Annotated in this window: 29 protein-coding genes and 1 pseudogene; 16 read left to right on the top strand and 14 right to left on the bottom strand. The window is 71.3% G+C overall.

From position 1 onward, the window contains the following. Nucleotides 1-2: 2 nt before the first annotated feature. Nucleotides 3-590 (bottom strand): biotin transporter BioY, encoded by a 588-nt coding sequence (locus AB0J40_RS15270; protein WP_364452688.1) that lies wholly within the window; start codon nt 588-590, stop codon nt 3-5. Nucleotides 591-803: 213 nt separating this feature from the next. Between AB0J40_RS15270 and AB0J40_RS15265 the strand changes: the two genes are divergently transcribed. Next, on the top strand, nt 804-1421 hold the full coding sequence (locus AB0J40_RS15265) for a choice-of-anchor P family protein (RefSeq protein ID WP_364453662.1): 618 nt from the start codon (nt 804-806) through the stop codon (nt 1419-1421). Here the strand turns inward: AB0J40_RS15265 and AB0J40_RS15260 are convergent, their stop codons facing one another. From AB0J40_RS15260 to AB0J40_RS15250, 3 genes are read right to left on the bottom strand one after another with little or no spacing between them, the layout of a single operon-like run. After that, nucleotides 1422-2066 (bottom strand): bifunctional 4-hydroxy-2-oxoglutarate aldolase/2-dehydro-3-deoxy-phosphogluconate aldolase, encoded by a 645-nt coding sequence (locus AB0J40_RS15260; RefSeq protein ID WP_364452686.1) that lies wholly within the window; start codon nt 2064-2066, stop codon nt 1422-1424. Then, the gene (locus AB0J40_RS15255) at nt 2063-2632 is read right to left on the bottom strand and encodes an isochorismatase family protein (RefSeq protein WP_364452685.1); all 570 of its coding nucleotides are present in this window, start codon (nt 2630-2632) and stop codon (nt 2063-2065) included. The genes AB0J40_RS15260 and AB0J40_RS15255 overlap by 4 nt, the downstream gene beginning before the upstream one ends. A 13-nt stretch (nt 2633-2645) precedes the next feature. Then, complete coding sequence (locus tag AB0J40_RS15250; protein ID WP_364452682.1) at nt 2646-3947, bottom strand: nicotinate phosphoribosyltransferase; 1302 nt, start codon at nt 3945-3947, stop codon at nt 2646-2648. A 74-nt stretch (nt 3948-4021) separates the two neighbouring features. Here AB0J40_RS15250 and clpS point away from each other — a divergent pair, with 74 nt between their 5' ends. From clpS to AB0J40_RS15225, 5 genes are read left to right on the top strand one after another with little or no spacing between them, the layout of a single operon-like run. Next, nucleotides 4022-4321, top strand: coding sequence for an ATP-dependent Clp protease adapter ClpS (clpS, locus tag AB0J40_RS15245; protein ID WP_004560461.1), 300 nt, complete (start codon nt 4022-4024; stop codon nt 4319-4321). Next, on the top strand, nt 4318-4875 hold the full coding sequence (locus AB0J40_RS15240; RefSeq protein ID WP_364452680.1) for a DUF2017 domain-containing protein: 558 nt from the start codon (nt 4318-4320) through the stop codon (nt 4873-4875). Before clpS ends, AB0J40_RS15240 begins: the two co-directional genes overlap by 4 nt. Beyond that, entirely contained in the window at nt 4872-5852 is a 981-nt protein-coding gene (locus AB0J40_RS15235) for a P1 family peptidase (RefSeq protein WP_364452678.1), read from the top strand. The genes AB0J40_RS15240 and AB0J40_RS15235 overlap by 4 nt, the downstream gene beginning before the upstream one ends. A gap of 31 nt (nt 5853-5883) precedes the next feature. Continuing rightward, nucleotides 5884-6129, top strand: a complete 246-nt coding sequence (locus AB0J40_RS15230) for an ATP-dependent Clp protease adaptor ClpS (protein WP_364452675.1) — start codon at nt 5884-5886, stop codon at nt 6127-6129. Next, entirely contained in the window at nt 6126-6623 is a 498-nt protein-coding gene (locus tag AB0J40_RS15225) for a hypothetical protein (RefSeq protein ID WP_364452672.1), read from the top strand. The genes AB0J40_RS15230 and AB0J40_RS15225 overlap by 4 nt, the downstream gene beginning before the upstream one ends. A gap of 7 nt (nt 6624-6630) precedes the next feature. Here the strand turns inward: AB0J40_RS15225 and AB0J40_RS15220 are convergent, their stop codons facing one another. Continuing rightward, nucleotides 6631-7008 carry a hypothetical protein gene (locus AB0J40_RS15220; protein WP_364452669.1) on the bottom strand — a complete coding sequence of 126 codons (378 nt, stop codon included), beginning with the start codon at nt 7006-7008 and terminating at the stop codon, nt 6631-6633. Between the two features lie 71 nt (nt 7009-7079). Between AB0J40_RS15220 and AB0J40_RS15215 the strand changes: the two genes are divergently transcribed. From AB0J40_RS15215 to AB0J40_RS15205, 3 genes are all read left to right on the top strand, one after another. Continuing rightward, complete coding sequence (locus tag AB0J40_RS15215) at nt 7080-7487, top strand: M67 family metallopeptidase (RefSeq protein ID WP_364452666.1); 408 nt, start codon at nt 7080-7082, stop codon at nt 7485-7487. Nucleotides 7488-7551: 64 nt separating this feature from the next. Continuing rightward, nucleotides 7552-7824, top strand: a complete 273-nt coding sequence (locus AB0J40_RS15210; protein WP_004559268.1) for a MoaD/ThiS family protein — start codon at nt 7552-7554, stop codon at nt 7822-7824. Between the two features lie 3 nt (nt 7825-7827). Next, nucleotides 7828-8778 carry a cysteine synthase gene (locus tag AB0J40_RS15205; protein ID WP_364452664.1) on the top strand — a complete coding sequence of 317 codons (951 nt, stop codon included), beginning with the start codon at nt 7828-7830 and terminating at the stop codon, nt 8776-8778. Here the strand turns inward: AB0J40_RS15205 and AB0J40_RS15200 are convergent. Further along, a complete protein-coding gene (locus tag AB0J40_RS15200) occupies nt 8721-9608 on the bottom strand; it encodes an MBL fold metallo-hydrolase (protein WP_364452662.1) in 888 nt (295 codons plus the stop codon). The genes AB0J40_RS15205 and AB0J40_RS15200 overlap by 58 nt on opposite strands. 10 nt (nt 9609-9618) lie before the next feature. On the opposite strand from AB0J40_RS15200, the gene AB0J40_RS15195 reads away from it, so the two are divergent. Further along, nucleotides 9619-10341: an aspartate/glutamate racemase family protein gene (locus AB0J40_RS15195; RefSeq protein ID WP_364453659.1), complete on the top strand. Its 723-nt coding sequence runs from the start codon at nt 9619-9621 to the stop codon at nt 10339-10341. Here the strand turns inward: AB0J40_RS15195 and AB0J40_RS15190 are convergent. Then, nucleotides 10331-11179 carry an arylamine N-acetyltransferase gene (locus AB0J40_RS15190; RefSeq protein WP_364452659.1) on the bottom strand — a complete coding sequence of 283 codons (849 nt, stop codon included), beginning with the start codon at nt 11177-11179 and terminating at the stop codon, nt 10331-10333. The genes AB0J40_RS15195 and AB0J40_RS15190 overlap by 11 nt on opposite strands. A 93-nt stretch (nt 11180-11272) precedes the next feature. Between AB0J40_RS15190 and AB0J40_RS15185 the strand changes: the two genes are divergently transcribed. From AB0J40_RS15185 to rdgB, 5 genes are read left to right on the top strand one after another with little or no spacing between them, the layout of a single operon-like run. Beyond that, a complete protein-coding gene (locus AB0J40_RS15185; RefSeq protein ID WP_364452656.1) occupies nt 11273-11917 on the top strand; it encodes a rhomboid family intramembrane serine protease in 645 nt (214 codons plus the stop codon). Next, on the top strand, nt 11914-12720 hold the full coding sequence (murI, locus tag AB0J40_RS15180) for a glutamate racemase (RefSeq protein WP_364452653.1): 807 nt from the start codon (nt 11914-11916) through the stop codon (nt 12718-12720). The genes AB0J40_RS15185 and murI overlap by 4 nt, the downstream gene beginning before the upstream one ends. A 29-nt stretch (nt 12721-12749) precedes the next feature. Further along, nucleotides 12750-13517 (top strand): MBL fold metallo-hydrolase, encoded by a 768-nt coding sequence (locus AB0J40_RS15175; protein ID WP_364452651.1) that lies wholly within the window; start codon nt 12750-12752, stop codon nt 13515-13517. A gap of 24 nt (nt 13518-13541) precedes the next feature. Next, nucleotides 13542-14318 carry a ribonuclease PH gene (rph, locus tag AB0J40_RS15170; protein WP_093948149.1) on the top strand — a complete coding sequence of 259 codons (777 nt, stop codon included), beginning with the start codon at nt 13542-13544 and terminating at the stop codon, nt 14316-14318. Continuing rightward, nucleotides 14315-14923: an RdgB/HAM1 family non-canonical purine NTP pyrophosphatase gene (gene rdgB / locus AB0J40_RS15165; protein WP_364452648.1), complete on the top strand. Its 609-nt coding sequence runs from the start codon at nt 14315-14317 to the stop codon at nt 14921-14923. The genes rph and rdgB overlap by 4 nt, the downstream gene beginning before the upstream one ends. On the opposite strand, the gene AB0J40_RS15160 is transcribed toward rdgB, so the two are convergent. The 6 genes and pseudogenes from AB0J40_RS15160 to AB0J40_RS15135 all read right to left on the bottom strand — a co-directional run bounded on the left by AB0J40_RS15160 (nt 14920) and on the right by AB0J40_RS15135 (nt 21557). After that, nucleotides 14920-18114: an NACHT domain-containing protein gene (locus tag AB0J40_RS15160; protein ID WP_364452646.1), complete on the bottom strand. Its 3195-nt coding sequence runs from the start codon at nt 18112-18114 to the stop codon at nt 14920-14922. The genes rdgB and AB0J40_RS15160 overlap by 4 nt on opposite strands. 75 nt (nt 18115-18189) lie before the next feature. Then, complete coding sequence (gene bcp / locus AB0J40_RS15155) at nt 18190-18663, bottom strand: thioredoxin-dependent thiol peroxidase (RefSeq protein WP_364452644.1); 474 nt, start codon at nt 18661-18663, stop codon at nt 18190-18192. Between the two features lie 16 nt (nt 18664-18679). After that, entirely contained in the window at nt 18680-19222 is a 543-nt protein-coding gene (locus AB0J40_RS15150) for a hypothetical protein (RefSeq protein WP_364452641.1), read from the bottom strand. A 191-nt stretch (nt 19223-19413) separates the two neighbouring features. After that, nucleotides 19414-19596 carry a hypothetical protein gene (locus AB0J40_RS15145; RefSeq protein ID WP_364452639.1) on the bottom strand — a complete coding sequence of 61 codons (183 nt, stop codon included), beginning with the start codon at nt 19594-19596 and terminating at the stop codon, nt 19414-19416. A 135-nt stretch (nt 19597-19731) separates the two neighbouring features. Further along, the gene (locus AB0J40_RS15140) at nt 19732-20619 is read right to left on the bottom strand and encodes a hypothetical protein (RefSeq protein WP_364452636.1); all 888 of its coding nucleotides are present in this window, start codon (nt 20617-20619) and stop codon (nt 19732-19734) included. A gap of 49 nt (nt 20620-20668) precedes the next feature. Beyond that, nucleotides 20669-21557 (bottom strand): annotated as a pseudogene (locus AB0J40_RS15135) (AraC family transcriptional regulator). Between the two features lie 140 nt (nt 21558-21697). On the opposite strand from AB0J40_RS15135, the gene AB0J40_RS15130 reads away from it, so the two are divergent. Beyond that, on the top strand, nt 21698-22780 hold the full coding sequence (locus AB0J40_RS15130) for an aldo/keto reductase (RefSeq protein ID WP_364452635.1): 1083 nt from the start codon (nt 21698-21700) through the stop codon (nt 22778-22780). On the opposite strand, the gene AB0J40_RS15125 is transcribed toward AB0J40_RS15130, so the two are convergent. Then, on the bottom strand, nt 22774-23694 hold the full coding sequence (locus AB0J40_RS15125) for a helix-turn-helix domain-containing protein (RefSeq protein ID WP_364452632.1): 921 nt from the start codon (nt 23692-23694) through the stop codon (nt 22774-22776). The two genes, AB0J40_RS15130 and AB0J40_RS15125, sit on opposite strands and share 7 nt — an antisense overlap. Between the last annotated feature and the right edge of the window lie 43 nt (nt 23695-23737).

Genomic DNA, 23737 nt, shown 5'->3' with positions numbered 1-23737 from the left:
GGTCAGTCTTCGGTGCGGCCCGAGACCAGCTTCCAGGTCAGCGGCAGCAGACCGGCGGCGACGACGATCTTGATCGCGTCCCCGACCAGGAACGGCGTGACGCCCTTGGCGAACGCGGTGGACAGGTCGAACCCGGTCGAGGCCATCAGCCACGGCACGCCGAAGGCGTAGATCACCAGGTTGCCGAGCACCATCGTGCCCGCGGTGCGCACCGGCGTCCGGTCGCCGCCCCGGCCGGCGAGCGCGCCCACCAGCGCGCCGGCGAAGACGAAGCCGACGATGTAGCCGGCGCTCGCGCCGGACAGGCCCGCGGTGCCGTGCTGGAACCACGGCACACCGACCGCCCCGACGAGCAGGTACACCAGCATCGACGCGGCACCGCGCGACATGCCGAGCGACGCGCCGACGAGCAGCGCGGCGAACGTCTGGCCGGTCATCGGCACCGGGCTGCCGGGCACCGGGATCGTCAGCTGCGCGGCGGCGCCGGTGAGCACGGCGCCGCCGGCGACCAGCGCGATGTCCCGGACGAGGGAACCGGGCACGAGGTCGGCCAGCACGGGCCGCTTGGCGGCGAAGGACAGCGAAGACACGAAACCTCCCAGGGTGGGACACAGGCGACGATCGAGGTTAACGCTCGTTACCCCCGGCGCAGCCCCTTAAGTTGCGTTCCTCACCGGCCACCCGTCCGGGTGGACCCGATCAGGGGCAGCGGCCGGCCTGCCGATGACGAAGTGGGTAACTACGAACTGTCACGGAACCGAGGAGGCCGCGGAATGCGAATCGCCAGGAAGAGGACACTCCGGTTGCTGGCGGTGACGACGCTGGCCACTCCGCTCCTGGTCGCGGCGGCGCCGGCCACGTCCACCGGATGGGCGTCTTCCGGCTCGCTGGACGTGACCGTCGACAACGAGCACGTCGTCACCGGTGAGCTGGCGAAGTGCACCGTCGACGGCCCCTACAGCGCCCGGACGGCGGGGGGTGCGACCGGCGACGTAGCGGTGTTCGGCATCGGCGAGAGCGGCTGCGGCCGCTCGGGCGCGGTGTCGATCGCGCAGGCGACCGGGCACCGGTTCACGGCGACGGTGCTCAAGCGCTACGGCGGACCGGTCATCACGGTGCGCACCTTTTCGGCGAAGTGCGCCACGACCGAGACCGGCAGCGGCGGCGAGGTCTCGATCGGCGAGGTCGAGGGGATCACCGTGCCCGCGCAGATCCCGCCGAACGACCGGATCGTCATCCCCGGCGGGCCCGCGGGCACGGCGCTGGCGACGGTGGTCCTCAACGAGACGGTGACGCCCCAGCCGCCGGACGGCAGCCTGGTCACGCACGCGGTGCACATCGAGCTGTTCCCGCAGGGCGGCCCGGCGAGCGGCGACATCTACCTGGGCACGGCCGCCTGCGACCCGTTCGGGAAGAAGTAGCTAGGCGGTCTTGAAGCGAGCGGCCGCCGCGACGAACTCGCCCGCCCGGGCCGCCAGGTCCGGGAGGCTGCCGCTCGGCGACAGCGCGTCGCCCAGCAACGGGGTCGCCGCGGCCACCGCGATCGCGCCCGCGCGCAGGTAGCCCTCGACGTCGGACAGGTGGACCCCGCCCGTCGGGACCAGCGGGACGTCCGGGAGCGGGGCCCGGACCGCGCGCAGGTAGGCGATGCCGCCCACCGCCGCCACCGGGAACACCTTCACCGCCGCCGCGCCGAGGCGCCACGCCTGGTCGATCTCCGTCGGCGTCAGCGCGCCGCAGACCACCGGGGTGTCCAGCTCGGCCGCGCGCTCGAGGACCGCCGGGTTGACCGTCGGCGTGATCAGGTACGCCGCGCCCGCGTCGACCGCGATGTCCACATCGGACGGTTCGCGGACGCTGCCCGCGCCGATCAGCGCGTCTTCGCCGAGCGCGAGCCGCAGCGCGGTGATGGCCGCGGGCGCGCCAGGCGTCGTCAGCGTCGCTTCGAGCAGGCGGACGCCCGCCGCGTGCAGCACCATCGCCGCGTCGGCGAACCGGGACGCGTCGGCGGCCCGCAGGATCGCGACGAGCCGGTGTTCGGCCAGCAGTGCCTGCAGGTCCTTCACGCGACGTGCGCCGTTCCGGTGTGCGCGACGCCGGCTTCGGCGAAGTCCCGCAGGGTGCTCTCGACCGACGCGCGCGCGATCCCGGCCGTGTGGTCGAGCAGCACCCGCACGCCGAAGCCGGCCCGGGCCGCGTCGAGTGCCGTCGCGCGCACGCAGTAGTCCGTGGCGATGCCGACGATGTCGACGTCGGTCACGTCGTGCTCGCGCAGCCACGCCTCCAGGGACTTGCCGTCCCGTGACGCGCCTTCGAAGCCCGAGTAGGCCGCGCTGTACTCGCCCTTGGAGAACACCTCGCCGATCGGGACGACGTCGAGGGCCGGGTGGAAGGACGCGCCCGGCGTGCCGGCCACGCAGTGCGGCGGCCAGCTCTCCTTGAAGTCCGGCGTCGCGCTGAAGTGGGCACCCGGGTCGATGTGGTAGTCACGGGTGGCCACCACGTGCGAATAGCCGCCGGTCGCGCTCAGCGCGGAGATCGTCTCCGCGGCCGCCGCGCCGCCCGCGACGGCCAACGAACCCCCTTCGCAGAAGTCGTTCTGCACGTCCACCACGATCAGCGCGGTTCCCATGGCCGGACTCCGTTCAGACGAAGAGTGTCGGGATGGCGGGCTCGCCGTGCGAAAGCTTGAGGCCTTCCCACGGCAGGCTGACCAGGCCGCGGCGCAACCGCTGCCTCGCGTCGTCGAGCGTAGGCAGGTCTTCTACCGCGCGCCCGCCGCGGATCAGGGGAATCTGCAGCGGCCGGTCGTTCTCCTGCGCCTCGGGCGCGGCGCCGGCGGTCGTCCAGACGACCTCTTCGACCGCCGTGCCGGTGCCGCGGTGGCGCCGCAGCGCGGACTTGCGCCCGCCGCGGGACTCCTTGTGGGCACTGCGCTTGGCGACCGGCTTGCCGTCCACCTCGACCAGCTTGTAGACCATCCCGGCGGTCGGCGCGCCGGACCCGGTGACCACCGACGTCCCGACGCCGTACGCGTCGACGGGCTCCGCGCGCAGCGCCGCGATGGCGTGCTCGTCGAGGTCGCCGGACACGACGATCCGGGTGTCCTTCGCCCCGAGGGAGTCCAGCTGCTCGCGGGCGCGGCGGGCGAGCGGCCCGACGTCACCCGAGTCGATCCGGATCGCGCCGAGCTCCGGCCCGGCGACGCGGACCGCGGTCTCGATGCCGGCGGTGATGTCGTAGGTGTCGACGAGCAGCGTCGTGTCCGGGCCCATCTTCTCGACCTGCGCGCGGAACGCGGCCTCCTCGCTGTCGTGCAGCAGCATGAAGGCGTGCGCGACGGTGCCGCGCGTCGGGATGCCGTAGCGGCGGCCGGCTTCCAGGTTCGAAGTGGTCGCGAAACCGGCCAGGTAGGCGGCGCGCGCGGCCGCGACGGCGGCGTACTCGTGCGTGCGGCGCCCGCCCATCTCGATGATCGGGCGGCCGTGCGCGGCGCCGGACATCCGGGCCGCGGCGGACGCGATGGCGCTGTCGTGGTTGAGGATCGACAGCACCAGCGTCTCCAGCAGCACGCACTCGCCGAACGAGCCGGTGACGGTCAGCAGCGGCGAGCCCGGGAAGTACAGCTCGCCCTCGGGGTAGCCGTCGACGTCACCCGAGAACTCGTAGTCGGCGAGCCAGGACAGCGTCGCGTCGTCGACGACCGCGGTGGCCTCCAGCTGCGCCAGCTCGGCGTCGGTGAAGCGGAAGTCCGCGATCGCGTCGAGGACGCGGGCGGTACCCGCGACGACGCCGTAGCGGCGCCCGTCCGGCAGGCGCCGGGCGAACACCTCGAACACGCAGGGCCGCGCGTGCGTCCCGTCGGCGAGCGCGCTGCCCAGCATGGTCAGCTCGTAGTGGTCGGTGAGCAGCGCAGTGCTGGCCGTCGCCGGCTCCGGTGAACCCATGGGGTAAGCCTATTCACCCACATGGCCGGACCTGGCGCGGCGTACCCCGTGCGCCCCGTGACACCATGGGGTGCATGTCCACGCCTGTCGCATCCGAACAGACGCAGGTCGAACCGGCCGGTGCGGAAGTCGCCGAGTCGGACACCCCCTGGCGGACCGTGGTCTGGAACGACCCGGTGAACCTCATGTCGTACGTGACGTACGTCTTCCAGAAGCTGTTCGGCTACAGCCGCGACCACGCCACCAAGCTGATGCTGGACGTGCACCACAAGGGCAAGGCGATCGTGTCGTCCGGCAGCAAGGAAAAGGTGGAGACGGACGTGGCGAAGCTCCACGCGGCGGGCCTGTGGGCGACCATGGAGCAGCCCTCGTGAACGGGTGGCGGCGCAAGGGCGCGGTGATCCACGCGGGCTTCGAGCAGCAGGAGGCGGCCGTGCTGCGCGGGCTGGTCAGCCAGCTCGAGGACATGCTGACCGCGCGCGCCGAGGAGGCCCCGCAGGACGAGCTCGCCGAGCTGACCGGCATCCGGATCGGCCCCACCGAGTCCCCGGACGACCCCGTGCTGTCGCGGCTGCTCCCGGACTTCCACAAGCTCGACCCGGACAACCCGTCGCGGGAGGACATCGACTCGGCCGCGGCGATGCGCTCGCTGCACGAGCCGGAGCTGCTGGACGTCAAGGTCGGCGTCGCGAAGATCGTGCTCGACACGCTGCCGCGCGACGGCGGCCACGTCCGGCTGACCGAGGAGCAGGCCGACGCGTGGCTGGGCGCGCTCAACGACGTCCGGCTGGCGCTGGGCACCGCGCTCGACGTCACCGAGGACATGCCCGACGAGCTGCCCGAGGACGACCCGCGGGCGCCGCACCTCGGCGTCTACCACTGGCTGACGTGGGTGCAGGAGACGCTGATCCAGGCGCTGACCGGATGATCACCGACGTGCCGGGTGTCCTCGTCGGGCACCACGAGCGGGTCGGCGACGGCTGGGCGACCGGGACGACGGTCGTCCTGGTCCCGGACGGCGCCGTCGGCGCCGTCGACCAGCGCGGCGGCGCGCCCGGAACGCGGGAGACCAACCTGCTGGAGCCGGAGAACCTGGTGCAGCGGGTCAACGCGGTGTGCCTGTCGGGCGGTTCGGCGTACGGCCTCGCGGCGGCGGACGGCGTGATGAGGTGGCTTTCCGAGCGGAACCTGGGCTTCCCGGTCGGCGCGAAGCCGCACGAGGTCGTGCCGATCGTGCCCGCGGCCGTGCTGTTCGACCTGCCGCGCAGCGAGTGGGGCAACCGGCCCGACGCGTCCTTCGGGTACGCGGCTTGCGAAGCGGCTTCGGGCTCTTTCGCGCTGGGCACGGTCGGTGCCGGTGCCGGCGCGGCCGTGGGGTCGTTGAAGGGCGGGATCGGGTCCGCGAGCGAGGTCGTCGGCGAGTACACCGTGGGCGCACTGGCGGCGGTCAACGCGGCCGGCGAGGCCGTGGACCTGACGACCGGCCGAGCCTACGCGGCCGACCACGGCGACTTCGGCGTGACGTGGCCTTCGCGGGCCGCTGACCTGCCATCGCGGCGGACCGACCTGAACACGACGATCGGCGTGGTGGCGGTGGACGCGGCGCTGTCCAAGGCCGAGGCGCGGCGGCTCGCGGTCGCGGCCCAGGACGGGCTGGCGCGCGCGGTGCGCCCGGCGCACACGATGTTCGACGGCGACACGGTGTTCGCGCTGGCCACGGGCGCGCGCGAGCTGCCGGACGCGACCGGCCCGTTCGGCGCGGCGGCCCGCCCGGTGGCATTGGACGCGCTGTGCTCGGCGGCCGCGCGGGTGTTCGCGCGGGCGATGGTGCACGGCCTTCTGGCGGCGACCACCGCGGGCGGGGTGCCGGCGTACCGGGACGTCTGGCCGGAGGCCTTCGCGTAACGCTCGCGTGCCGCGCTCGGATCATCCCCGCGTGCGGAGCGAGGAAAAGTGGGTCGTCCGGATCCACAACGACGACGTGAACAGCTTCTCCGGCGTGACCCTGGTGCTCGAAGAGCTCCTCGGCTGGCCGGTCGGCGCCTGCTGGGCGACCGCCGAGCGGATCCACGCGACCGGCTCGGCCGAGCTCGAACCCCCGGTGACGGCGCCGGAGGCGGAAAACACTGTCGCGGCGCTGCAGATCCGCGGCCTGCGCGCGACGCTGAGGTGCGTCGGATGACCGACTTCGCGCACGTCACCGGGCTCGCCGGCCGGGTCCGGCTCGTGCTGGCGCCGAACACGGCCGCGGTGCTGCACCACACGCTGACCGGCGTCGCGGCGCGGCTGGCCGGCTCGGACCGCCGGGCCGGGGTGCCCGGCCGCAGGCTGTTCCCCGACGCCTACGGCTCCCGCCGGCTCAGCGCGGGCTTCCGGGACCGGCACGGCGCCGCGATGCGCGCGGAGGTGGCCGCGGCGTTCTCCCGGGTGCTCGCGACGTGGGACGGCGGGACCGAGCTCGATCTCGACCTGGCGGGCGCCCGCGACCTGCGGCTCGCGCTGGCCCACGCCCAGACGGCCAGCCTGCGGCAGCCGCGGTGGAAGGCCGCGGGCACCGGGCCGTTCGCCGCGCGGTGGGGCGAAGAGCGGACCGCCGTCTGGCTGCAGGACCTGGAAAGCCACGTCGCGACGGCCGCGCTGGCCAGGGGCGAGGTGCCGGTCTTCCTGGAGCTGTGACCCGGGGTCAAAGGTCCGGCAGCGGGTCCGGCGGCAGGTCGTGGGCGCCTTCGAGGTTCGCCGCGCGGACGGCGCTCACGTACTCCTCGTCGATCTCCAGGTGCAGCCGGGCGAAGGTCAGCACCGGGCCCAGCGACGGGTGGACCTCGACCGGCCCGATCTCGGTGCGCCGGGGGACCCGGTCGTAGACCGCCTTCGGGGTGTAGCGGCGGAACCGGCCGCCGTAGAGCACCGTGATGGCGCGGTCGGTGACCACGATGAAGAACGCGGCCCGGGTGCGGACGCCGTCGACGTAGAGCGAGATGCCCGGGATGAGGTACTGGATCACCTCGCCGTCTTCCAGGAACTCGCGGCAGCGTTCGCGGGCGTGCGCGGGCATCGGCATGCCTCGATTGTCCTGGTGAGCGCAATATCTCATCATCTGGACACGGTTTGTCCACCACCTAAGATGGCGGTGTGCTCCGGATCCGCCGTGACCTCGTCGACGAGATCGTCGCCCACGCCCGTCGTGACCACCCCGACGAGGCGTGCGGCGTGATCGCCGGGCCCGAGGGGTCCGATTCGCCCGAACGGTTCATCCCCATGCTGAACGCCGCGCGGTCGCCGACGTTCTACGAGTTCGACTCGGGTGACCTGCTGAAGCTCTACCGCGAGATGGACGCGAACGACGAGGTGCCCGTGGTCATCTACCACTCGCACACCGCGACCGAGGCCTACCCGTCGCGGACCGACGCGAACATCGCGGCCGAGCCGGACGCGCACTACGTGCTCGTCTCCACCCGCGACCCCGAAGTGCACGAGTTCCGGTCGTACCGGATCGTGGACGCCGAGATCACCGAGGAGCCGGTCGAGATCATCGACTGACGACCGGAATAAAGCGCCGCGCCGAGTGCGTCTGCGTCTAGGAAACCACCGGAGGTAAGAACCCATGGCCGTGACCGTCTCCATCCCGACGATCCTGCGCACCCACACCGGCGGCGAGAAGTCCGTCGAGGCGAAGGGCGCGACCGTCCTCGAGGTCATCGACGACGTCGAGGCCCGGCACGCCGGCATCAAGGCGCGCCTGGTCAAGGAGGAGAAGCTGCACCGCTTCATCAACGTCTACGTCAACGACGAGGACGTGCGCTTCGCCGGCGGGCTCGAGGCCGAGGTCAAGGACGGCGACACCCTGACCATCCTCCCCGCCGTGGCCGGTGGCTGATCGATGGCTCGCTTCGAGTCCCTGCTCGACGCGCTCGGCGGCACCCCGCTGGTCGGGCTGCCCCGGCTCTCGCCCACGCACGACGTGCGCCTGTGGGCGAAGCTGGAGGACCGCAACCCGACCGGCTCGATCAAGGACCGGCCCGCGCTGGCCATGATCGAAGCCGCCGAGCGTGAAGGCAAGCTCCGGCGCGGCTCCACGATCCTGGAGCCGACGTCGGGCAACACCGGCATCTCGCTGGCCATGGCCGCCAAGCTCAAGGGCTACGGCCTGGTCTGCGTGATGCCGGAGAACACCTCGACCGAGCGCAAGCAGCTGCTGCAGGCCTACGGCGCGCGGATCGTGTTCTCGCCGGCCGCGGGCGGCTCGAACGAGGCCGTCCGGCGGGCGAAGGAGCTGGCCGAGGCGAACCCGGACTGGGTGATGCTCTACCAGTACGGCAACCCGGCCAACGCCGACGCGCACTACCGCGGCACCGGGCCCGAACTGCTGAAGGACCTGCCGACGCTGACGCACTTCGTCGGCGGCCTCGGCACGACCGGCACGCTGGTCGGCGTCGGGCGCTACCTGCACGAGGCGAAGCCGGACGTCCAGGTGATCGCGGCCGAGCCCCGCTACGGCGAGCTGGTGTACGGCCTGCGCAACCTCGACGAGGGGTTCGTGCCGGAGCTGTACGACGCTTCGGTGCTCAACGGCCGGTACTCCGTGGGCGCTTACGACGCTTTGCGGCGCACTCGCGAGCTGCTGGAGCACGAAGGCATCTTCGCGGGCATCTCGACGGGCGCGGTGCTGCACGCGGCGCTGGCGGTGGCCGAGAAGGCCGCGGCCCGCGGCGAGCAGGCGGACGTGGCTTTCGTCGTCGCGGACGCGGGGTGGAAGTACCTGTCGACGGGGGCTTACGCGGGGTCGCTCGACGAGGCCGCCGAGCGGCTCGACGGGCAGCTCTGGGCCTGAGTCACTCGGCTTTCCAGAGCTCGGGGAGGGCGAAGTCGACGCCGTCGGCCTCGGCCAGCCGCTCGAAGGTCGCCATCGTCGCTGCCATGTTCGTCGAACAGCTTCGGCAGCAGCTTCAGCGGCTTGGACAGCGGCCGCCAGAAAGCGTCCCAGTGGATCGGGCGGACCTTGCGCGGCCCGAGCGCGCCGACGGTCTCCCGCCAGTACCGCTCCCGCCACTGCTCGGTCTGCTTCCCCGCCGCGCCGATGCCCAGGTAGACGACGTCCGCCGAATGGCGGGCCAGTGCGCCGGGCACGAAGTTCGCCGACGCGTGGACCAGGACGCTGCCCGCCGCGTGCGTGAGGTGGAACGAGTAGCACCGCCCGGTCTTGAACGCCTTCGCCCTGGCCGGCAACCGGACCGGCTCGGTGATCTCGCCGGGCACCCGGTCGCCGTCGCTGTGCACGGCCTCGATCGGCGTCACGGTGAAGGCGCCGAATTCGACGGGCTTGCCCGGCACCAGTTCCTCGAACGGCCGGTCGGCGAGGCCATAGCCCTCCTGGACCTGCCGGGTCGAGGGTGAGCCGGCCAGCGTGGCGCCGGTCAGCTCGGCGACGACCGGTGCGTCGAGGACGTGGTCGACGTGGGAGTGCGCGACCAGGACGGCGTCCAGCTCGGTGACCCCGAGGCGCCGCAGGGCGTCGTCGATCCGGCCGCGGTCGGGCGCCACCCGCGTCGCCATCCTGACCAGGGACGGCCGCGAGAAGAAGCCGTCGACCAGGACCGCCGAGGTGCCGTCGGTGACCAGGACGTTCGAAACCCCGGCGAAAGCCGTGCGCAGTTCGGGCATGCTGACCATCATGAAGGTCATCGGGTTGCTGGGCGGAATGAGCTGGGAATCGTCGATCGAGTACTACCGGCTCGTCAACGAACGCGTGAAGTCCCTGCTCGGTGGCTTCCACTCCGCGCACACCGTGCTCTACTCCGTCGACTTCGCCGCGATCGAGGCCATGCAGGCCGAAGGGCGCTGGGACGACGCCGGTGCCGAGCTGAACCGCGCCGCCCGCGCGCTGGAAGCGGCCGGGGCCGACTTCGTCGTCCTCTGCACCAACACCATGCACAAGGTCGCCGACCGGCTCACCGACGGCCTCGGCATCCCGCTGCTGCACCTCGGCGACGCCACCGCCGCGGCCATCGGCGCCGCCGGGATCCGGCGGGCCGGGCTGCTCGGCACCGGGTTCACCATGGGGCAGCCGTTCTACAGCGACCGGCTCGCCGCGCACGGTCTCGACGTCCTCGTGCCCGCCGAGGCCGACCGCGACCTCGTGCACCGGATCATCTACGACGAGCTCGTGCTCGGCGTCGTGAAGCCCGAGTCGCGCGAGGCGTACCGCGGGGTGATCGCGCGGCTCGTCGAGGCGGGCGCCGAGGGCATCGTCTACGGCTGCACCGAGATCGAACTGCTCGTCGGGCCGGACGACGCGCCCGTGCCGACCTTCCCCACCACCCGCCTGCACGCCGACGCCGCCGTCGACTTCGCGCTGGGCAAGGCGCCGCTGCCGCCGGCTCCGGTCAAACGCTGACCACCGGCCCTCCCGAGTGGGCCTCGTGCTGGGCCACGACCCGCCGCCACAGCCGTGCTCGTTCCTCGTCCGTGAACAGGTCCGGGGTGACGCCGAAGACGTCCGCGGCGGCCGTCCACCACTCCGACGGCGACTCGATGAACTCCTTCGCGCCGTGACGGTTCAACGTGCGCGCCCGCAGTGTGTCGACGCCCGCCGCGTCCCGGCGTTGCAGCACGCACACCCGGACGAACCCGGACTCCGGCGAGGTCGACAGCCACGCGTGCTTCTCGGCGAAGTCGGCCATCTCCGCCGTGCCCGGTGCGAAGTCGAAGCCGGCGAAGCTGCCCGACGGGTCGTGGTCGAACCGCCAGCCGCCCGGCGCCACCTCCGACGGCCGCAGCCGGTAGGTGTGCGGGCCCTGCGGGTAGGTGCCTTCCCGTAGGGGGAGCGGCTGGTGGATGCCGTCGCCCAGCCCCGCGTCCACCAGCCAGGTCGTCTCCGGGTCGTCCGGCAGGCCGGCGACGGTCAGCGCCAGGTGGTTGCGGTCGACGTTCGGCGCGTCGCCCGGACCGCCCTGCACCCCGCCGAGGTGGCGGGTGACCTGGTAGCCGAGCTCGTGCAGCAGCGCCGAAAAGGCGCCGTTGAGGTGGTAGCAGTACCCGCCGCGGCCACGCAGGATCCGCGCCAGCGACGCCGACGGCTCCAGCGGCGTCGGCCGCCCCAGCTGGACTTCCAGCGCCTCGTACGGCACACGCTCGACCTGCGCCGCGTGCAGCCGCCGCAGCGCGGCCACGCTCGGCGGCTCCGCCTCCAGGCCGAGCCGGTCCAGGTACCCGTTCACGTCGAAGTTCCCCATGCCTCCAGACGCTAGCGGCTACCACCGACAGAAAGCCGGGATCAGGGATTTCACCCGACGTGGACGCGACAGGACCGACGTACCGTCGACCACGTGAGCACCTTGAACCCCGCCCCGGAAACCGACGCCGCCAAGCGCGTGCTGCCGCCGAAACCCAAGGCGGCCGCGCTCGTGGCGCTCTCCTTCACCCTGCTGCTCTACCTGGTCGAGCTGGCGGACGTGATCCTGCCCGGCGACCTCGATCAGGGCGGCATCCACTCGCGGGCCCTCTCCGGTCTCGACGGCGTGGTGTTCGCGCCGCTGCTGCACGCCGGGTGGTCGCACCTGTTCGCGAACACCGTGCCGGTGCTCGTGTTCTCCTTCCTCGCGATGGCCGCCGGGATCGGCCGGTTCGCGCTGGTCACGGCCATCATCTGGGTGGTGTCCGGGCTCGGGGTGTGGCTGGTCGGCCCGGCGAACGGGGTCACCGTCGGCGCGTCCGGACTCGCTTTCGGCTGGCTCGCCTACCTGCTGGTCCGCGGCATCTTCAACCGCGCGGCCGGCCAGATCCTGGTCGCCGTCGTCCTGCTCGGCGTGTGGAGCGGCATGCTCGCCGGGCTGCTGCCGGGCAACCCGGGCGTTTCCTGGCAGGGACACGTCTTCGGCGCGCTGGCCGGCGTCCTCGCGGCGTGGCTGACCGGCCGCACCGGCAAGTCCCGCAAAGCCGGGCCCGCGGCCCCGGGTAACCTCGAAGGGTGACATCTTCGCCCGCGGACGCCCCGATCGGCGTGTTCGATTCCGGCGTCGGCGGGCTGACGGTGGCGAGGGCGCTGCTGGAGCAGCTGCCCGCCGAGCAGCTCCGGTACGTCGGTGACACGGCGCGCAACCCGTACGGGCCGCTGCCCATCGCCACCGCGCGCAGCTACGCGCTGGAGGCGCTCGACGAGATCGTCGAAAGCGGCGTGAAAGCCCTGGTCATCGCCTGCAACACGGCGTCGGCGGCCTGCCTGCGCGACGCCCGCGAGCGCTACGACGTGCCGGTCATCGAGGTGGTCCTCCCGGCCGCGCGCCGCGCGGTCGTGGCCACCCACACCGGCCGGGTCGGCGTGATCGGCACCGAAGGCACCGTCCGCTCGCGCGCCTACGAGGACGCGTTCGCCGCCGCGCCGGGCATCACGCTCACCAGCGTCGCCTGTCCGCGGTTCGTCGACTTCGTCGAGCGCGGCATCACCTCCGGCCGGCAGGTGCTCGGGCTCGCGCAGGGCTACCTCCAGCCGCTGCTCGACGCCCAGGTCGACACGCTCGTGCTCGGCTGCACGCACTACCCGCTCCTGCAGGGCGTGCTGCAGATCGTGATGGGCCAGGAGGTCACCCTGGTGTCGAGCGCGGAGGAGACGGCCAAGGACGTCGTCCGCGTGCTCACCGAGCGGGACCTGCTGACGACCCGGGAGACCCCGCCGCGGCACGAGTTCCTGGCCACCGGCTCGGCCGAGCCGTTCACCCGGCTCGCCGCGCGGTTCATGGGGTTCGCCCCGGGTGTCCTCGCTCCCACCACCGCGTGATCGGGCCCTCGGGCGCTTAGGGTGTCGACGTGCGACTGACCATCCTCGGGTGCTCCGGCAGCATCCCCGGGCCGAACACCGCGGCGTCCGGCTACCTGGTCGAGGCCGAGGGCTTCCTGCTCGGCCTCGAACTCGGCAACGGCACGCTGGCGCAGCTGCAGGCCGTGGCCGACCCGTTCGACCTGGACGCCCTGGTGCTCACGCACCTGCACCCCGACCACTGCGCCGACGTCAGCGCGCTCACCGTCCTGCGGCGCTACCACCCGGCGCCGCCGTACCCGGCGCGCCCGCGCCTGCTGCCGCTCTACGCGCCGCCGGACGCGCCGGTCCGGCTCGCGAACGCGTACGCGCCCAACGAGACCGAGCGGGCCGTCACGGACCTCTCCGACGTCTACGCCTTCCACCCGCTGCGGCCGGAGCCGTTCCGGATCGGGCCGTTCGAGGTCGTCGCGGTCGAGGTCGACCACCCGACCCCGGCGTACGGCCTGCGCATCTCCTACGGCGGCCGGATCCTGGCGTTCACCGGCGACACCGGCCCGTGCACGGCGCTGAACGAGCTCGCCGACGGCGTCGACCTGCTGCTCGCCGAGGCGTCCTGGACGGATTCGGCGGAACGCCCGGCCGGGGTGCACCTGTCGGGCAAGCAGGCCGGTGAGCTGGCGCGCGACGCCGCGGTCGGACGGCTGCTGCTGACGCACATCGCGCCGTGGACGGACGCCGGCGCGGTCCTGGCGGAGGCCTCGGCGGAGTTCCCGGGTGCCGAGGTCGTCAAGCAGGGTGCCGTATACGACGTCTGAGCGGGCGGTCCTAGAGTGCTCCCCGTGGCTCGCAAAGATGGCAGGAACGACGACCAGCTCCGGGACATCAAGATCACCCGGGGGTTCCAGCAGTGGCCGGCGGGGTCGGTCCTGATCGAATTCGGGAACACGCGCGTGCTGTGCGCGGCGAGCGTCACCGAAGGGGTGCCGCGCTGGCGGGCCGGGTCGGGGCTGGGGTGGGTGACCGCCGAGTACGCGATGCTGCCGTCGGCGACCAACACCCGCGGCGACCGCGAGTCGGTCAAGGGCCGGATCGGCGGGCGCACGCACGAGATCTCGCGGCTGATCGGCCGTTCGCTGCGGGCCTGCATCGACCTGGCGGCGCTGGGCGAGAACACGATCGTCATCGACTGCGACGTCATCCAGGCCGACGGCGGCACCCGCACGGCCGCGGTGACCGGCGGCTACGTGGCGCTGGCGGACGCGATCACGTGGCTGGGCGCGGCGAACCGGCTCAACGACCCGCAGCCGCTGTCGTCCTCGGTGGCGGCGGTGAGCGTCGGCGTGGTCGACGGCCGCGTGCGGCTCGACCTGCCGTACGAAGAGGACTCGCGCGCCGAGGTCGACATGAACGTGGTGGCGACGGACGCGGGCACGCTGATCGAGGTCCAGGGCACCGGCGAGGGAGCGACGTTCGCGCGGTCCACTTTGGACACGATGCTGGACATGGCGCTCGCGGGGTGTGCGGAGCTGACCCGGTTGCAGAACGAGGCGCTGGCCCTGCCGTACCCGGGCGAGCTGCCGGAACCGCGTCCGGACAAGAAGAAGGGCTCGAAGTGACGAAGCTGCTGCTGGCGACGCGCAACGAGAAGAAGCTGGGCGAGCTGCGGCGGATCCTCGCCGCCGAGGGCATCGCGGGGATCGAGGTCCTCGGTCTCGCGGACGTCCCGGCGTTTCCCGAGGCGCCGGAAACCGCACCGGACTTCGAGGGCAACGCGGTGGCGAAGGCCCGCGACGCGGTGGCGGCGTGCGGGCTACCCGCGATCGCCGACGACTCGGGTATCGCGGTCGACGCGTTGAACGGCATGCCGGGTGTGTTGTCGGCGCGGTGGTCGGGTGGCCACGGCGACGACGACGCGAACCTGGACCTGCTCCTGGGCCAGCTGCGGGACGTGCCGGACGAGCGCCGTGGGGCGCAGTTCGTGTGTGCGGCGGCTCTGGTGTTGACGTCGGGCGAGGAGACGGTGGTCCGCGGCGAGTGGCGCGGGTCCTTGGTCCGCGCGCGGCGGGGGGCGAACGGGTTCGGGTACGACCCGATCTTCGTGCCGGACGGGGAGTCGCGGACGTCGGCGGAGATGGAGCCGGCGGAGAAGGACGCGGTTTCCCACCGGGGCAGGGCGTTGCGGGCCCTGCTCCCGGCGTTGCGGGAACTCGCGGATGGTTAGTCGACGATCAGCTTGACGCCGGGGCCGAGCTCTTCGGCTCCGATGGGTGGCGTTCCGCTGACTTGTATCGCGATGTCGTGGCCCGCCAGGGGGCTCAGGTCGACCGGGTGTCCGGTGCCTACGAGGACGAGATTGCCCAACGTGTGCAGGCTGCTGAACGCCCGAAGGTCCAGTTCGGCCGGTCCCGCCAGGGTTAACGTCTTGAGGGGAAGTCTCGCGAGCTCATGTGAGTCTTCAAGCTGTACACGGTTAAGATACAGGTGTTCGGCTTGTGGGAAGGTGGCCGCGATCGCGCCGCCGTCGATTCCTTTTCTGCCAATACTTTCGTACAAGCTGACATTTGTGACTTTGGAAAGTGCGGTATTGCCGGTCAAGGTGCGTTGAGAAACCTCCCAGAGGCGAATGCGAGTCAGTTTGTTCAGGCTTGCCAAGGCGTCAATTCCATCAAGACGTTCGAGATGATCAAGGTACAATTCTTGCAGCTGAGTTAGCTCACCGACGGCGTTAAGGCTTCGCCATGGAGTTGATCGAAAGAAGGTTGCGCTCTGTAAAAGAGGTAAGTCGTGCAGGCTTTTAATGTTCGTGTAACGCTGTGCAAAATAGAGCGATATTTCGGTAAGCTCGTTGTGTCTTGCCAGAGGGGAGACATCCACGGTTCGGTCGACGGGGAAATGCGTGGAGAGCGCTCGAAGGTGCGGCAATTGTTCGAAGATTTCAAGATCATCCTGCTTGTCGGCGGATGACAGTTCGACGGAAAGCCTCTTCAGGTTCTTTAGGCGTCTGACATGGGGTAGAAGATGAGATGAATCCACCGAGATCTCGCCGTCGCTCAAAGGTGATTCGCTCATCACCTCAGTGGCGAACCTTTCCGGATCGAAGTATTGCCAGGCTTGGCTCAGCTGGTCCTGCACTTGTGGACGACCGTCTTGAGCGTAGCTTCGCAATAGCGTCAACGCGTCCTCTCCTGCTGTCAACGCTGCGGCTCGCACGGACGCGGCGGCCGATGCCTCGGTGAGTCCATGCAGGGTCGGCGGCAAGTAGCGCAAAACGCGATGCCCGATCGAGGCCAGCGACTGCGTCTCTCGAATGCTTCGCGGTGGCACCAATTGTCCTCGGATGACCCTCTCGACACGAGCAATAACGTCTGGCGCCGCGTTACTCACCGTCTCGAGGCAAGCCGCCGCCAGCAGTCTCAGGTGTCGCGCATGGCGGGGTTCTCGGTCGGCCCGATCCAGCAGTTCGGTCAAGAGGGCCCCTGCTTGATGGTGTTTTGCATGACCGCATGCCATCACGATCGTTTCCCACCAGGTGTCCAAGTGGGCCCGCTCAACCAGAGTGTCGAGATAGTCTTGCTCGGTCGCTTCATTTGCGGCGAGATACTCTTGAAATGTTCTGTGAATAAAGTCGACTCGGTCGCGAACTGGTTCTCGCAGTACACCGCTGCGCTCAAGCAGATGCTCGAGTACCTCCTCCGATGTGTGGTCGACGTGTGGCAACGATGGCAACCGCCGGGCGAGGTGTTCGCGGACACGATCCTTGGGCAGCTCGACCTTCGACGCCAGTGACAGCCGCCACGCCAAGTCGCCCAACAGGATCTGCTTCTGCCCCTCCGTCAGGATCACGCCGATCTTGCGCTCGGTATCGCGCAGATGCAGTAGCATCGACAGAGCTTTACGGTACAGATCCATCCGGTCGCGGGGGAGTTCCGACCGGTGGGCCAGGTTCAGTGCACAAAGCATCGCGCACAACAGCGGGCTTGCTGCGAGGGTCCGGAGGTGAGGGCGGCTGTCCAGCTGATTGAGCAGGCGTCGCTGCACTGCGGGGAGATCGATGTCCACGCGGACGGTTCCGCCGCTGGCCGCAGCCTTGTGCCATCGGGCCACCAGTGCCTCGATATCGTCGGCGCTCATCGGCTCAAGCAGGACGGAATCGAAGCCTTCTTCGGCCAGCCAGCCCTGATCTGCCGCTGCTTTCCGCGACGTGACGACGAACAAGGTGTCTTCGAAGGTGAGCGATAGCTCCCGCAGCCAAGCCTTGACCTCACGGCGGTGGGTGCTGCCGACCTCGTCGACGCCGTCGACGAGAACCATCCCTCGTCCTGCCGCCAGTACCCGGCGAGCCCAGCCTGCCGGAGGGCTGAGCATCGGCTTGACGTGCCGGACGAGTTCCTCTGGGTGGGGCAGCGGCTCCGTGGCGAACCTGCGCAGCCGGATGGGAAATGGCACCCGGCCGTTCCAGGCAGCAAGTTTTCCGGTGAACCCGTTCCGGGCAGCGGTGACCGCCAGCCAGTCCAACAAGGTGGTCTTGCCCGAGCCAGCTTCGCCACGGACCAAGACTCGGGTCGTTTCGCCGAGTGCGGCCTCGACGCGCATGTTCGCGCTCATCGACCGGCTGTGACGTTTCTCGAACCACAGCTGGTCCGCGTAGCGGTCTGCGCGCCGAGGTCTGCCTTCCGGAGAGACGCTCAGGCTTAAGTAGGCGACCGTCAACGGCAATGCCGGCTGGTCGTCCATGGTCAGGCCGAGTAGCTCCAGCCGGTCGAGGTCGCGGGCGAGTATTCCCAGGTAGGTCGACTCGAACTCGGCGTCGTGGTCAGCGCCCTCAAGAGCTGCCAAGCTCGTCTTGGGTATACGGGCGAGCAACTCCTCCAGCTGGTCGCTCTGCTTGCTCAGCCGACCCAGCAACTCCGCCAGCGCGCGCGGCTGGAACGACGGCAGGTGCCTGACCACCTGCACCAAGTGCCGGCACGCCTGGTCCAGCGCCAGTTCGTACAGCGCAGCCGCCTTCGGCGCCAGGTGTCGTGAAGCCGCCAGGTCGGGTAACGAACCGCGGATCTGCCGGGCCAACTGCTCGGGATCCGCGTCCGCCGACAGCAAGGCTTCGTCAGACAGGTCCGCCTTGGTCAGCGCGTCTTCGACCGCCAGGAAAGCGGCGTCGATCTCGTTCTGCGGCAACGTAGAAAAGCGATCGGCGAGGACCTGCTCCAGCTGCTCGGCCACCTGCGTGCCGATATTCTGGACCAGGTTCTCCAGCTTGCGCCGCTCCAGCGGCCCTTTCAGTTCACCCGCCGCCAGGTCGACCAGATCAGCGGATCGCGCGACGCCGGCCTTCCGGCGACTCAGCCACGACTTCGCCGCGGATGACGCAATCTGTCCACCGAGCTTCAGCGCCGGTGCTTCCAAGCCCGTCAAACCGTCCTCCCACCCTCAGACCGCCGGATGTTTCCTGGCGGACCGAGGGAGGACAAGCCTGCAAGCGGGTGGAAGTCAGGAAGCCAGGCCGAGGTCCCGGATCAGCTTCGCCACGTGGCCGGTCGCGCGGACGTTGTAGAACGCGTTCGCGATCTTGCCCTCGGGGTCCACCACGAACGTCGACCGGATCACGCCCAGGTACGTCTTTCCGTAGTTCTTCTTCTCACCGAACGCTCCCCAAGCGGAGATGACCGTCTTCTCCGGGTCGCCCAGCAACGGGAACGTCAGGTTCTCGTTCGCGGCGAACTTCGCCAGCTTTGCCTGCGGGTCCGGCGAAATGCCGATGACCTGGTAGCCCGCGTCGTTCAGCTCGGCGAGGTTGTCGCGGAAGTCGCACGCCTGCTTGGTGCAGCCCGGGGTGCTCGCCGCCGGGTAGAAGTACACGACGACGGACTTGCCGCGGTAGTCGCGCAGCGAAACGTCCTTGCCCTCGCTGTCGGGCAGGGTGAAGTCCGGGGCTTCGTCGCCGGGGGAAAGTCGCTCGGTCATGGGACCGAGCCTAACGTCAGGCGGGGCCGCAGTAGGTGACCGCGGCGGGCTCCGTCGCGCTCGGGCGGATCTGCAGCCGCAGCTGGGCCGGCTCCTGCGGGACCGCGAACGCCAGCGTGACGTGCACCGAGCGGCCCGGCGGCACGTCCTTGCCCGCGTCCGCGATGCCGGTGAACCCCTGCGTCGTGTCCACGACCTGCTTGACCGGGGCGCCCGACGAGGTCGCGGTGACCGTGAGGCCCGAGAGCTTGTACGTCGTCGCGCCGTCGTTCGTCAGCTCGACGTCGAACGCCGCGCCGCGGGGGCTGCGCGGGTACGCCGACACGCTGGGCTGGAACGACTTGGGCGAGCCGACCGAGATGGTGAGGCCGCTGGCGAACCGGTGGTCGGCGCCGAACTTGAGGTCGTTGCCCGCCTGCGAAGCCGACGCTCCCGCGCCCGCCGGCGAACCCGCGCCCATGGCCGCGGTGCCGTCCTGCGCCGAAGGGACCCCGCACGCCACCGCCAGGGAAAGCAGTCCTGTGGTGAACATGATCTTGCACGTGCGCGCGAGCGCCATCGCGGGTACTCCAGTCGGCGGGTCGGGGTGCCGTTCGGCAACGGGGCGTGCCGGGCGAACCCGCTCCACTCTGGCCGTGATCGCGCGGGGTTACGAGGAAACACAGGGGGTTGTCGCGCACCTGGTGCCGCCCCGTGGCCAATCCGTGACCGGAACGGCACGGGTGGTGACAATCACCACCGACATGCCACTTAAACCGCGAGCGCGAACAGCAGGATGAAGATCGCCACGCCGGCCACCCACGCGGCCATCAGCCAGCCGAAATCGCGGACCGGGTCGACCGCGCGGCTCTCCTCGCCGGGCACGTAGACGCCGCGTTCCTCGAACCAGTCGGCCCAGCGGGTGAACCAGCTCAACGGGTTGCGCGACGACATGCTTCACCTCCGGGCACCGGTTTCCCCGTCACAGTACGGGTTCGGCCGGGCACACCGTAAGGCACCGGACCGGTCACCGCCGGTAACGTCGATGTGCCACGGCCGAGTGAAGCTCGGCATCGCTCGTGTAGCAGCTCAGACGACGCCGTTGCGCTGCAGGATCGACACCGCGCGGACGGTCGCGTACCCGCGCCATTCGAGTTCCGCGGCGGGCGAATAGTTCGCGAAGTCGACGCGCCAGCCGCCGTCGTCCTGCTGCTGCCCGGCGAGCCGCCGCAGCTCCGCGTCGACGACGGAGTCCGCGAACAACGCGCGGGCCGGGCGGTCCGGCAATGGCGCGAAGTCCAGCGCCCGCAGGGTTTCCCCCTCGGCACCGCCGGCCACCGGGACCAGTCCGTCGGGGGAGACGTACGCGGCGAGCCGGTCCAGCAGCGGGGCCGCCTCGGCGTGGAAGTCGTGCGCCGCGTCCACCATGCCGACGGCGAACGACAGCGCGATCGCGTGCGGTGCTTCGGAAAGCCCGCGGATCTCGCGGAAGCAGTATTCGGTCGCCGCGGCGAGCCACGGGTGCTCGCGCACCGCGCGGTCGTGGCGGGCGACGCGCAGGGCGACGCCGGCGGCGAACGCCGTGCTCTGCAGTGTCGCCTCCTTCGGGTCGGCGTGGACCCAGAAGGGCGCGCAGCCCGCCGGGTCGGCGACGGGCAGGGCGAAGGGCAGGCCGCCGTCCGGGGTCGACACCGAGGCCAGCCAGTCGCAGAGCGCGGCGGCGTGCGGGGTGGTGTCCGGGCCGAGCTCTTCGAAGACCTCGAAGGCGTGCAGCGCGCCGCCGGGCTGGCTTTCGGGCGCCCGCAGGTCGGGCTCGAGGCCCCAGCCGTAGCCCCCGTCGGGGTTGCGGTAGCCGTCGACGGCGGCCAGCACGGCGTCGGCGTGGGTTTCGCCGCGAAGCAGCTCGAAGCGGCGTCGGTCGAGGAGTCGGGCGTGCGTCGCCATGAACGACGCCGCCGCGGAAAGGTTCACAGCCATGCGCTCAGCGTCGCACCGGGGCGGGCGCGGGTCTTGAACGGATCGGACGTCAGGGCAGCTGCGGCCCCGGGGCGGCCGCCGCGCGCAGCCGGGCCGCGTCCTGGCCGGGCGGGGCGCCGAAGAGGCGGCGGTATTCGCGGTTGAACTGCGACGGGCTGTCGTAGCCGACGAGGTGCCCGGCGCCGGCGACGTCACCGGCATCGGCGAGCAGCAGCGAACGGGCCTCCTGGAGGCGGATGCGTTTCTGGAACTGCAGCGGGCTCATCGCCGTGACCGCGCGGAAGTGCCGGTGGAACGCCGACGGGCTCAGCCCGCTCAGCTTCGCGAGCTCGTCGATCCGCATCGGTTCGGCGAAGTTCTCGCGGATCCACTTGATCGCGCGGCCGACGTGGGCCAGCCCGCTGTCGGCCAGGCCGATCTGGCGGAGCAGGCCGCCTTGCGGGCCGGTCAGCAGCCGCCAGAGGATTTCCCGTTCGATCAGCGGGGCGAGCACGGGCGCGTCGGCGGGGTGGTCGAGCAGCCGCACCAGCCGGACGACGGCGTCGAGCAGCTCGGGGCTCGCGTCCCCGGTCGCGATCGGCGACGGCGGCGGGGTGCGGGGGAACCGGCCCGGCGGGGCTTCGAGCAGCAGCGGGGCGATGGCCGCGGGCCGCAGTTCCAGGCCGACGCCCAGCGCCGGCGTCTCCGGCGTCGCGCCGACGAAGTGGCCGGTCACCGGCAGGTCGGCGCCGACCAGCAGGTACTGCCCGGCGCGGTACTCGTGCACCTGCTCGCCGAGCAGCAGCCGCTTGCCGCCCTGGGCCATGACCACCAGGAGCGGCTCGGCCAGCGAGTGGTGCGGCTCGCTGGTGTCCACTTCGGACAGCAGCAGGCCGGGGACGGAAGTGCGCAGGTCGGCGCGCGTGGGCGGCGACGAGGTGGCGCAGCTCGGTCAGCACTTCGCCAGGGAAGCACGCCTGCTTGCTCAGGACAACCCAGGTTGCGCGGATCGTGCAAGAACCCGCGTGGATCGATCTACCGCTGAGCTGGTCGTTCGCGGTTTTCTGGGGGTGTCAATCCGACACCGGAGGAGAGTTCCATGCCACTCGACCACTACGTCACCCTCGGCCGGTCCGGGCTGCGCGTCAGCCCGTTCGCGCTCGGCGCGATGACCTTCGGCGAGGACCCCGGCGGCGCCGGCTGCAGCGTCGAGGAGTCCGAGAAGATCCTCGCGACCTACCTCGACCTCGGCGGGAACTTCGTCGACACGGCCAACTTCTACACGAACGGCCACTCCGAGAAGATCCTGGGTGACTTCTTCGCCGCGCGTCCCGGCCTGCGCTCGCGGGTGGTGCTGGCGTCGAAGTTCTTCGGCAACATGTTCCCGGGCGACCCCAACGGCGGCGGCGCGGGGCGCGCGTCGATCATCGCCCAGCTCGACGAGTCGCTGCGGCGGCTGCGGACCGACCACCTCGACCTGTACTGGCTGCACAACTGGGACCGGCACACGCCGATCGAGGAGACGCTGCGGACCCTCGACGACCTGGTGCGGGCGGGCAAGATCCGGTACGTCGGCTTCTCGAACACCCCGGCGTGGGTGACGGCGCAGGCCCAGACGACCGCGCTGCTGCGGGGCTGGACGCCGCTGATCGCGCTGCAGGTCGAGTACTCGCTGCTGGCGCGGACGGTGGAGGGGGAGCTGGCGCCGTTCGCGCTCGACCAGGGCATCGCGCTGACGCCGTGGAGCCCGCTGAAGAACGGTTTCCTGTCGGGCAAGTACCGGCGCGGCTCGGCGGCGCCGGATTCGGCCCGCGCGGCGTTCGTGGGTGGTCCCTCGCCGGCCGAGTACGTCGTGATCGACGAGGTGGCCGCGATCGCTTCGGCGCTGGAGACGACGTCGGCGGCGGTTTCCCTGGCGTGGCTGCGGGCGCGGCCGGGCACGGTGGTCCCGATCGTCGGCGCGCGGCGGCTGGAGCACCTGACGGGCAACCTGGCGGGTCTGGAGGTCACGCTCCCGGCGGCGGACTTGGCCCGCCTGGACGAGGTTTCCGCGCCGACGTTGGATTACCCGGCCCCGATGCACGGCGCCCAGCGGGCGATGCTGCAGTTCGCGGGCGCGACGGTCGACGGCGAACCGTCCACTGTGTACCCGCCGCTGCTGGAGAGCGACGTGCGCTACTGACCGCGGAAGGTGCGCCGGTAGGTGTCCGGGGGCACTCCCACCGTCCGGTTGAAGTGCCGCCGCAACGTCGTCGCCGTGCCCATCCCCACCGAGGCCGCGATCGTCTCCACCGGGGAATCGGTGTTCTCCAGCAGTTCCTGTGCCCGCCGGATCCGCTGGGTCAGCAGCCACCGCAGCGGCGTCGTGCCGGTCGCCGCGTGGAAGTGGCGGGTCAGGTGCCTCGTGCTCACCTTGGCCTGGCGGGCCAGGTCCTCGACCGTCAGCGGCTGGTCGAGGCGCGCCGTGATCCACGGGAGCAGTGCCGCGAGCGGGTGGTCGTCGCGGGCCGGGACCGGCGTCGCGACGTACTGGGCCTGGCCGCCCGCGCGGTGCGGGGGGACGACCAGGCGGCGGGCGACCGCGTTGGCGGCCGCCGGGCCGTGGTCGGCGCGGACCAGGTGCAGGCACAGGTCCATCGCCGCCGCCTTGCCCGCCGAGGTCAGCACGCTGCCGTTGTCGACGTACAGCACGTCCGGGTCCACCGTCACCCGCGGGAACCGGGCGGCGAGGACGTCGGTGTGCGCCCAGTGCGTCGTCGCGCGGAGGCCGTCGAGCAGGCCGGCCGCGGCGAGCACGAACGCGCCCGTGCAGAGGGAGGCCACCCGCGCGCCGGCCGCGTGGGCCGCCCGCACCGCGGCGATCAGGTCGGCGGGCGGGTCCGCGTCGACGTCGGCCCAGCCGGGGACGAGTACCGTGCCCGCGCGCGCCAGCCTGCCGAGGTCGTCGTCGGGCTCGAGCAGGAAGCGGCCGACGCGGACCGGCGCCGCGCCGCAGACGGCGAAGTCGTACCGCGGGTCGTCGCCGAACACCTCGGACGCGATCGTCAGCTCGAACGACAGCATCCCGTCGGTGGCGGCCAGCGCGACAGCGTGCATGTCCGAAAGTGTACGCAGCACGTCGTTCCGGACACTGTCGCGA

Origin of the sequence: Amycolatopsis sp. NPDC049691 (assembly GCF_040675005.1) — a bacterium.
In the GTDB taxonomy this organism is placed as follows: Bacteria; Actinomycetota; Actinomycetes; order Mycobacteriales; family Pseudonocardiaceae; genus Amycolatopsis.
This window is presented reverse-complemented; position numbering and strand designations above follow the sequence as displayed.

Bases quoted from the DNA above. Each gene is read 5' to 3' on its own strand.
- AB0J40_RS15255 (WP_364452685.1), bottom strand. From the start codon at position 2,632: ATGGGAACCGCGCTGATCGTGGTGGACGTGCAGAACGACTTCTGCGAA.
- AB0J40_RS15250 (WP_364452682.1), bottom strand. From the start codon at position 3,947: ATGGGTTCACCGGAGCCGGCGACGGCCAGCACTGCGCTGCTCACCGAC.
- clpS (WP_004560461.1), top strand. From the start codon at position 4,022: ATGTCCACGCCTGTCGCATCCGAACAGACGCAGGTCGAACCGGCCGGT.
- AB0J40_RS15235 (WP_364452678.1), top strand. From the start codon at position 4,872: ATGATCACCGACGTGCCGGGTGTCCTCGTCGGGCACCACGAGCGGGTC.
- AB0J40_RS15225 (WP_364452672.1), top strand. From the start codon at position 6,126: ATGACCGACTTCGCGCACGTCACCGGGCTCGCCGGCCGGGTCCGGCTC.
- AB0J40_RS15220 (WP_364452669.1), bottom strand. From the start codon at position 7,008: ATGCCGATGCCCGCGCACGCCCGCGAACGCTGCCGCGAGTTCCTGGAA.
- AB0J40_RS15210 (WP_004559268.1), top strand. From the start codon at position 7,552: ATGGCCGTGACCGTCTCCATCCCGACGATCCTGCGCACCCACACCGGC.
- AB0J40_RS15205 (WP_364452664.1), top strand. From the start codon at position 7,828: ATGGCTCGCTTCGAGTCCCTGCTCGACGCGCTCGGCGGCACCCCGCTG.
- AB0J40_RS15200 (WP_364452662.1), bottom strand. From the start codon at position 9,608: ATGCCCGAACTGCGCACGGCTTTCGCCGGGGTTTCGAACGTCCTGGTC.
- AB0J40_RS15195 (WP_364453659.1), top strand. From the start codon at position 9,619: ATGAAGGTCATCGGGTTGCTGGGCGGAATGAGCTGGGAATCGTCGATC.
- AB0J40_RS15190 (WP_364452659.1), bottom strand. From the start codon at position 11,179: ATGGGGAACTTCGACGTGAACGGGTACCTGGACCGGCTCGGCCTGGAG.
- bcp (WP_364452644.1), bottom strand. From the start codon at position 18,663: ATGACCGAGCGACTTTCCCCCGGCGACGAAGCCCCGGACTTCACCCTG.
- AB0J40_RS15150 (WP_364452641.1), bottom strand. From the start codon at position 19,222: ATGGCGCTCGCGCGCACGTGCAAGATCATGTTCACCACAGGACTGCTT.
- AB0J40_RS15145 (WP_364452639.1), bottom strand. From the start codon at position 19,596: ATGTCGTCGCGCAACCCGTTGAGCTGGTTCACCCGCTGGGCCGACTGG.
- AB0J40_RS15140 (WP_364452636.1), bottom strand. From the start codon at position 20,619: ATGGCTGTGAACCTTTCCGCGGCGGCGTCGTTCATGGCGACGCACGCC.
- AB0J40_RS15130 (WP_364452635.1), top strand. From the start codon at position 21,698: ATGCCACTCGACCACTACGTCACCCTCGGCCGGTCCGGGCTGCGCGTC.
- AB0J40_RS15125 (WP_364452632.1), bottom strand. From the start codon at position 23,694: ATGCACGCTGTCGCGCTGGCCGCCACCGACGGGATGCTGTCGTTCGAG.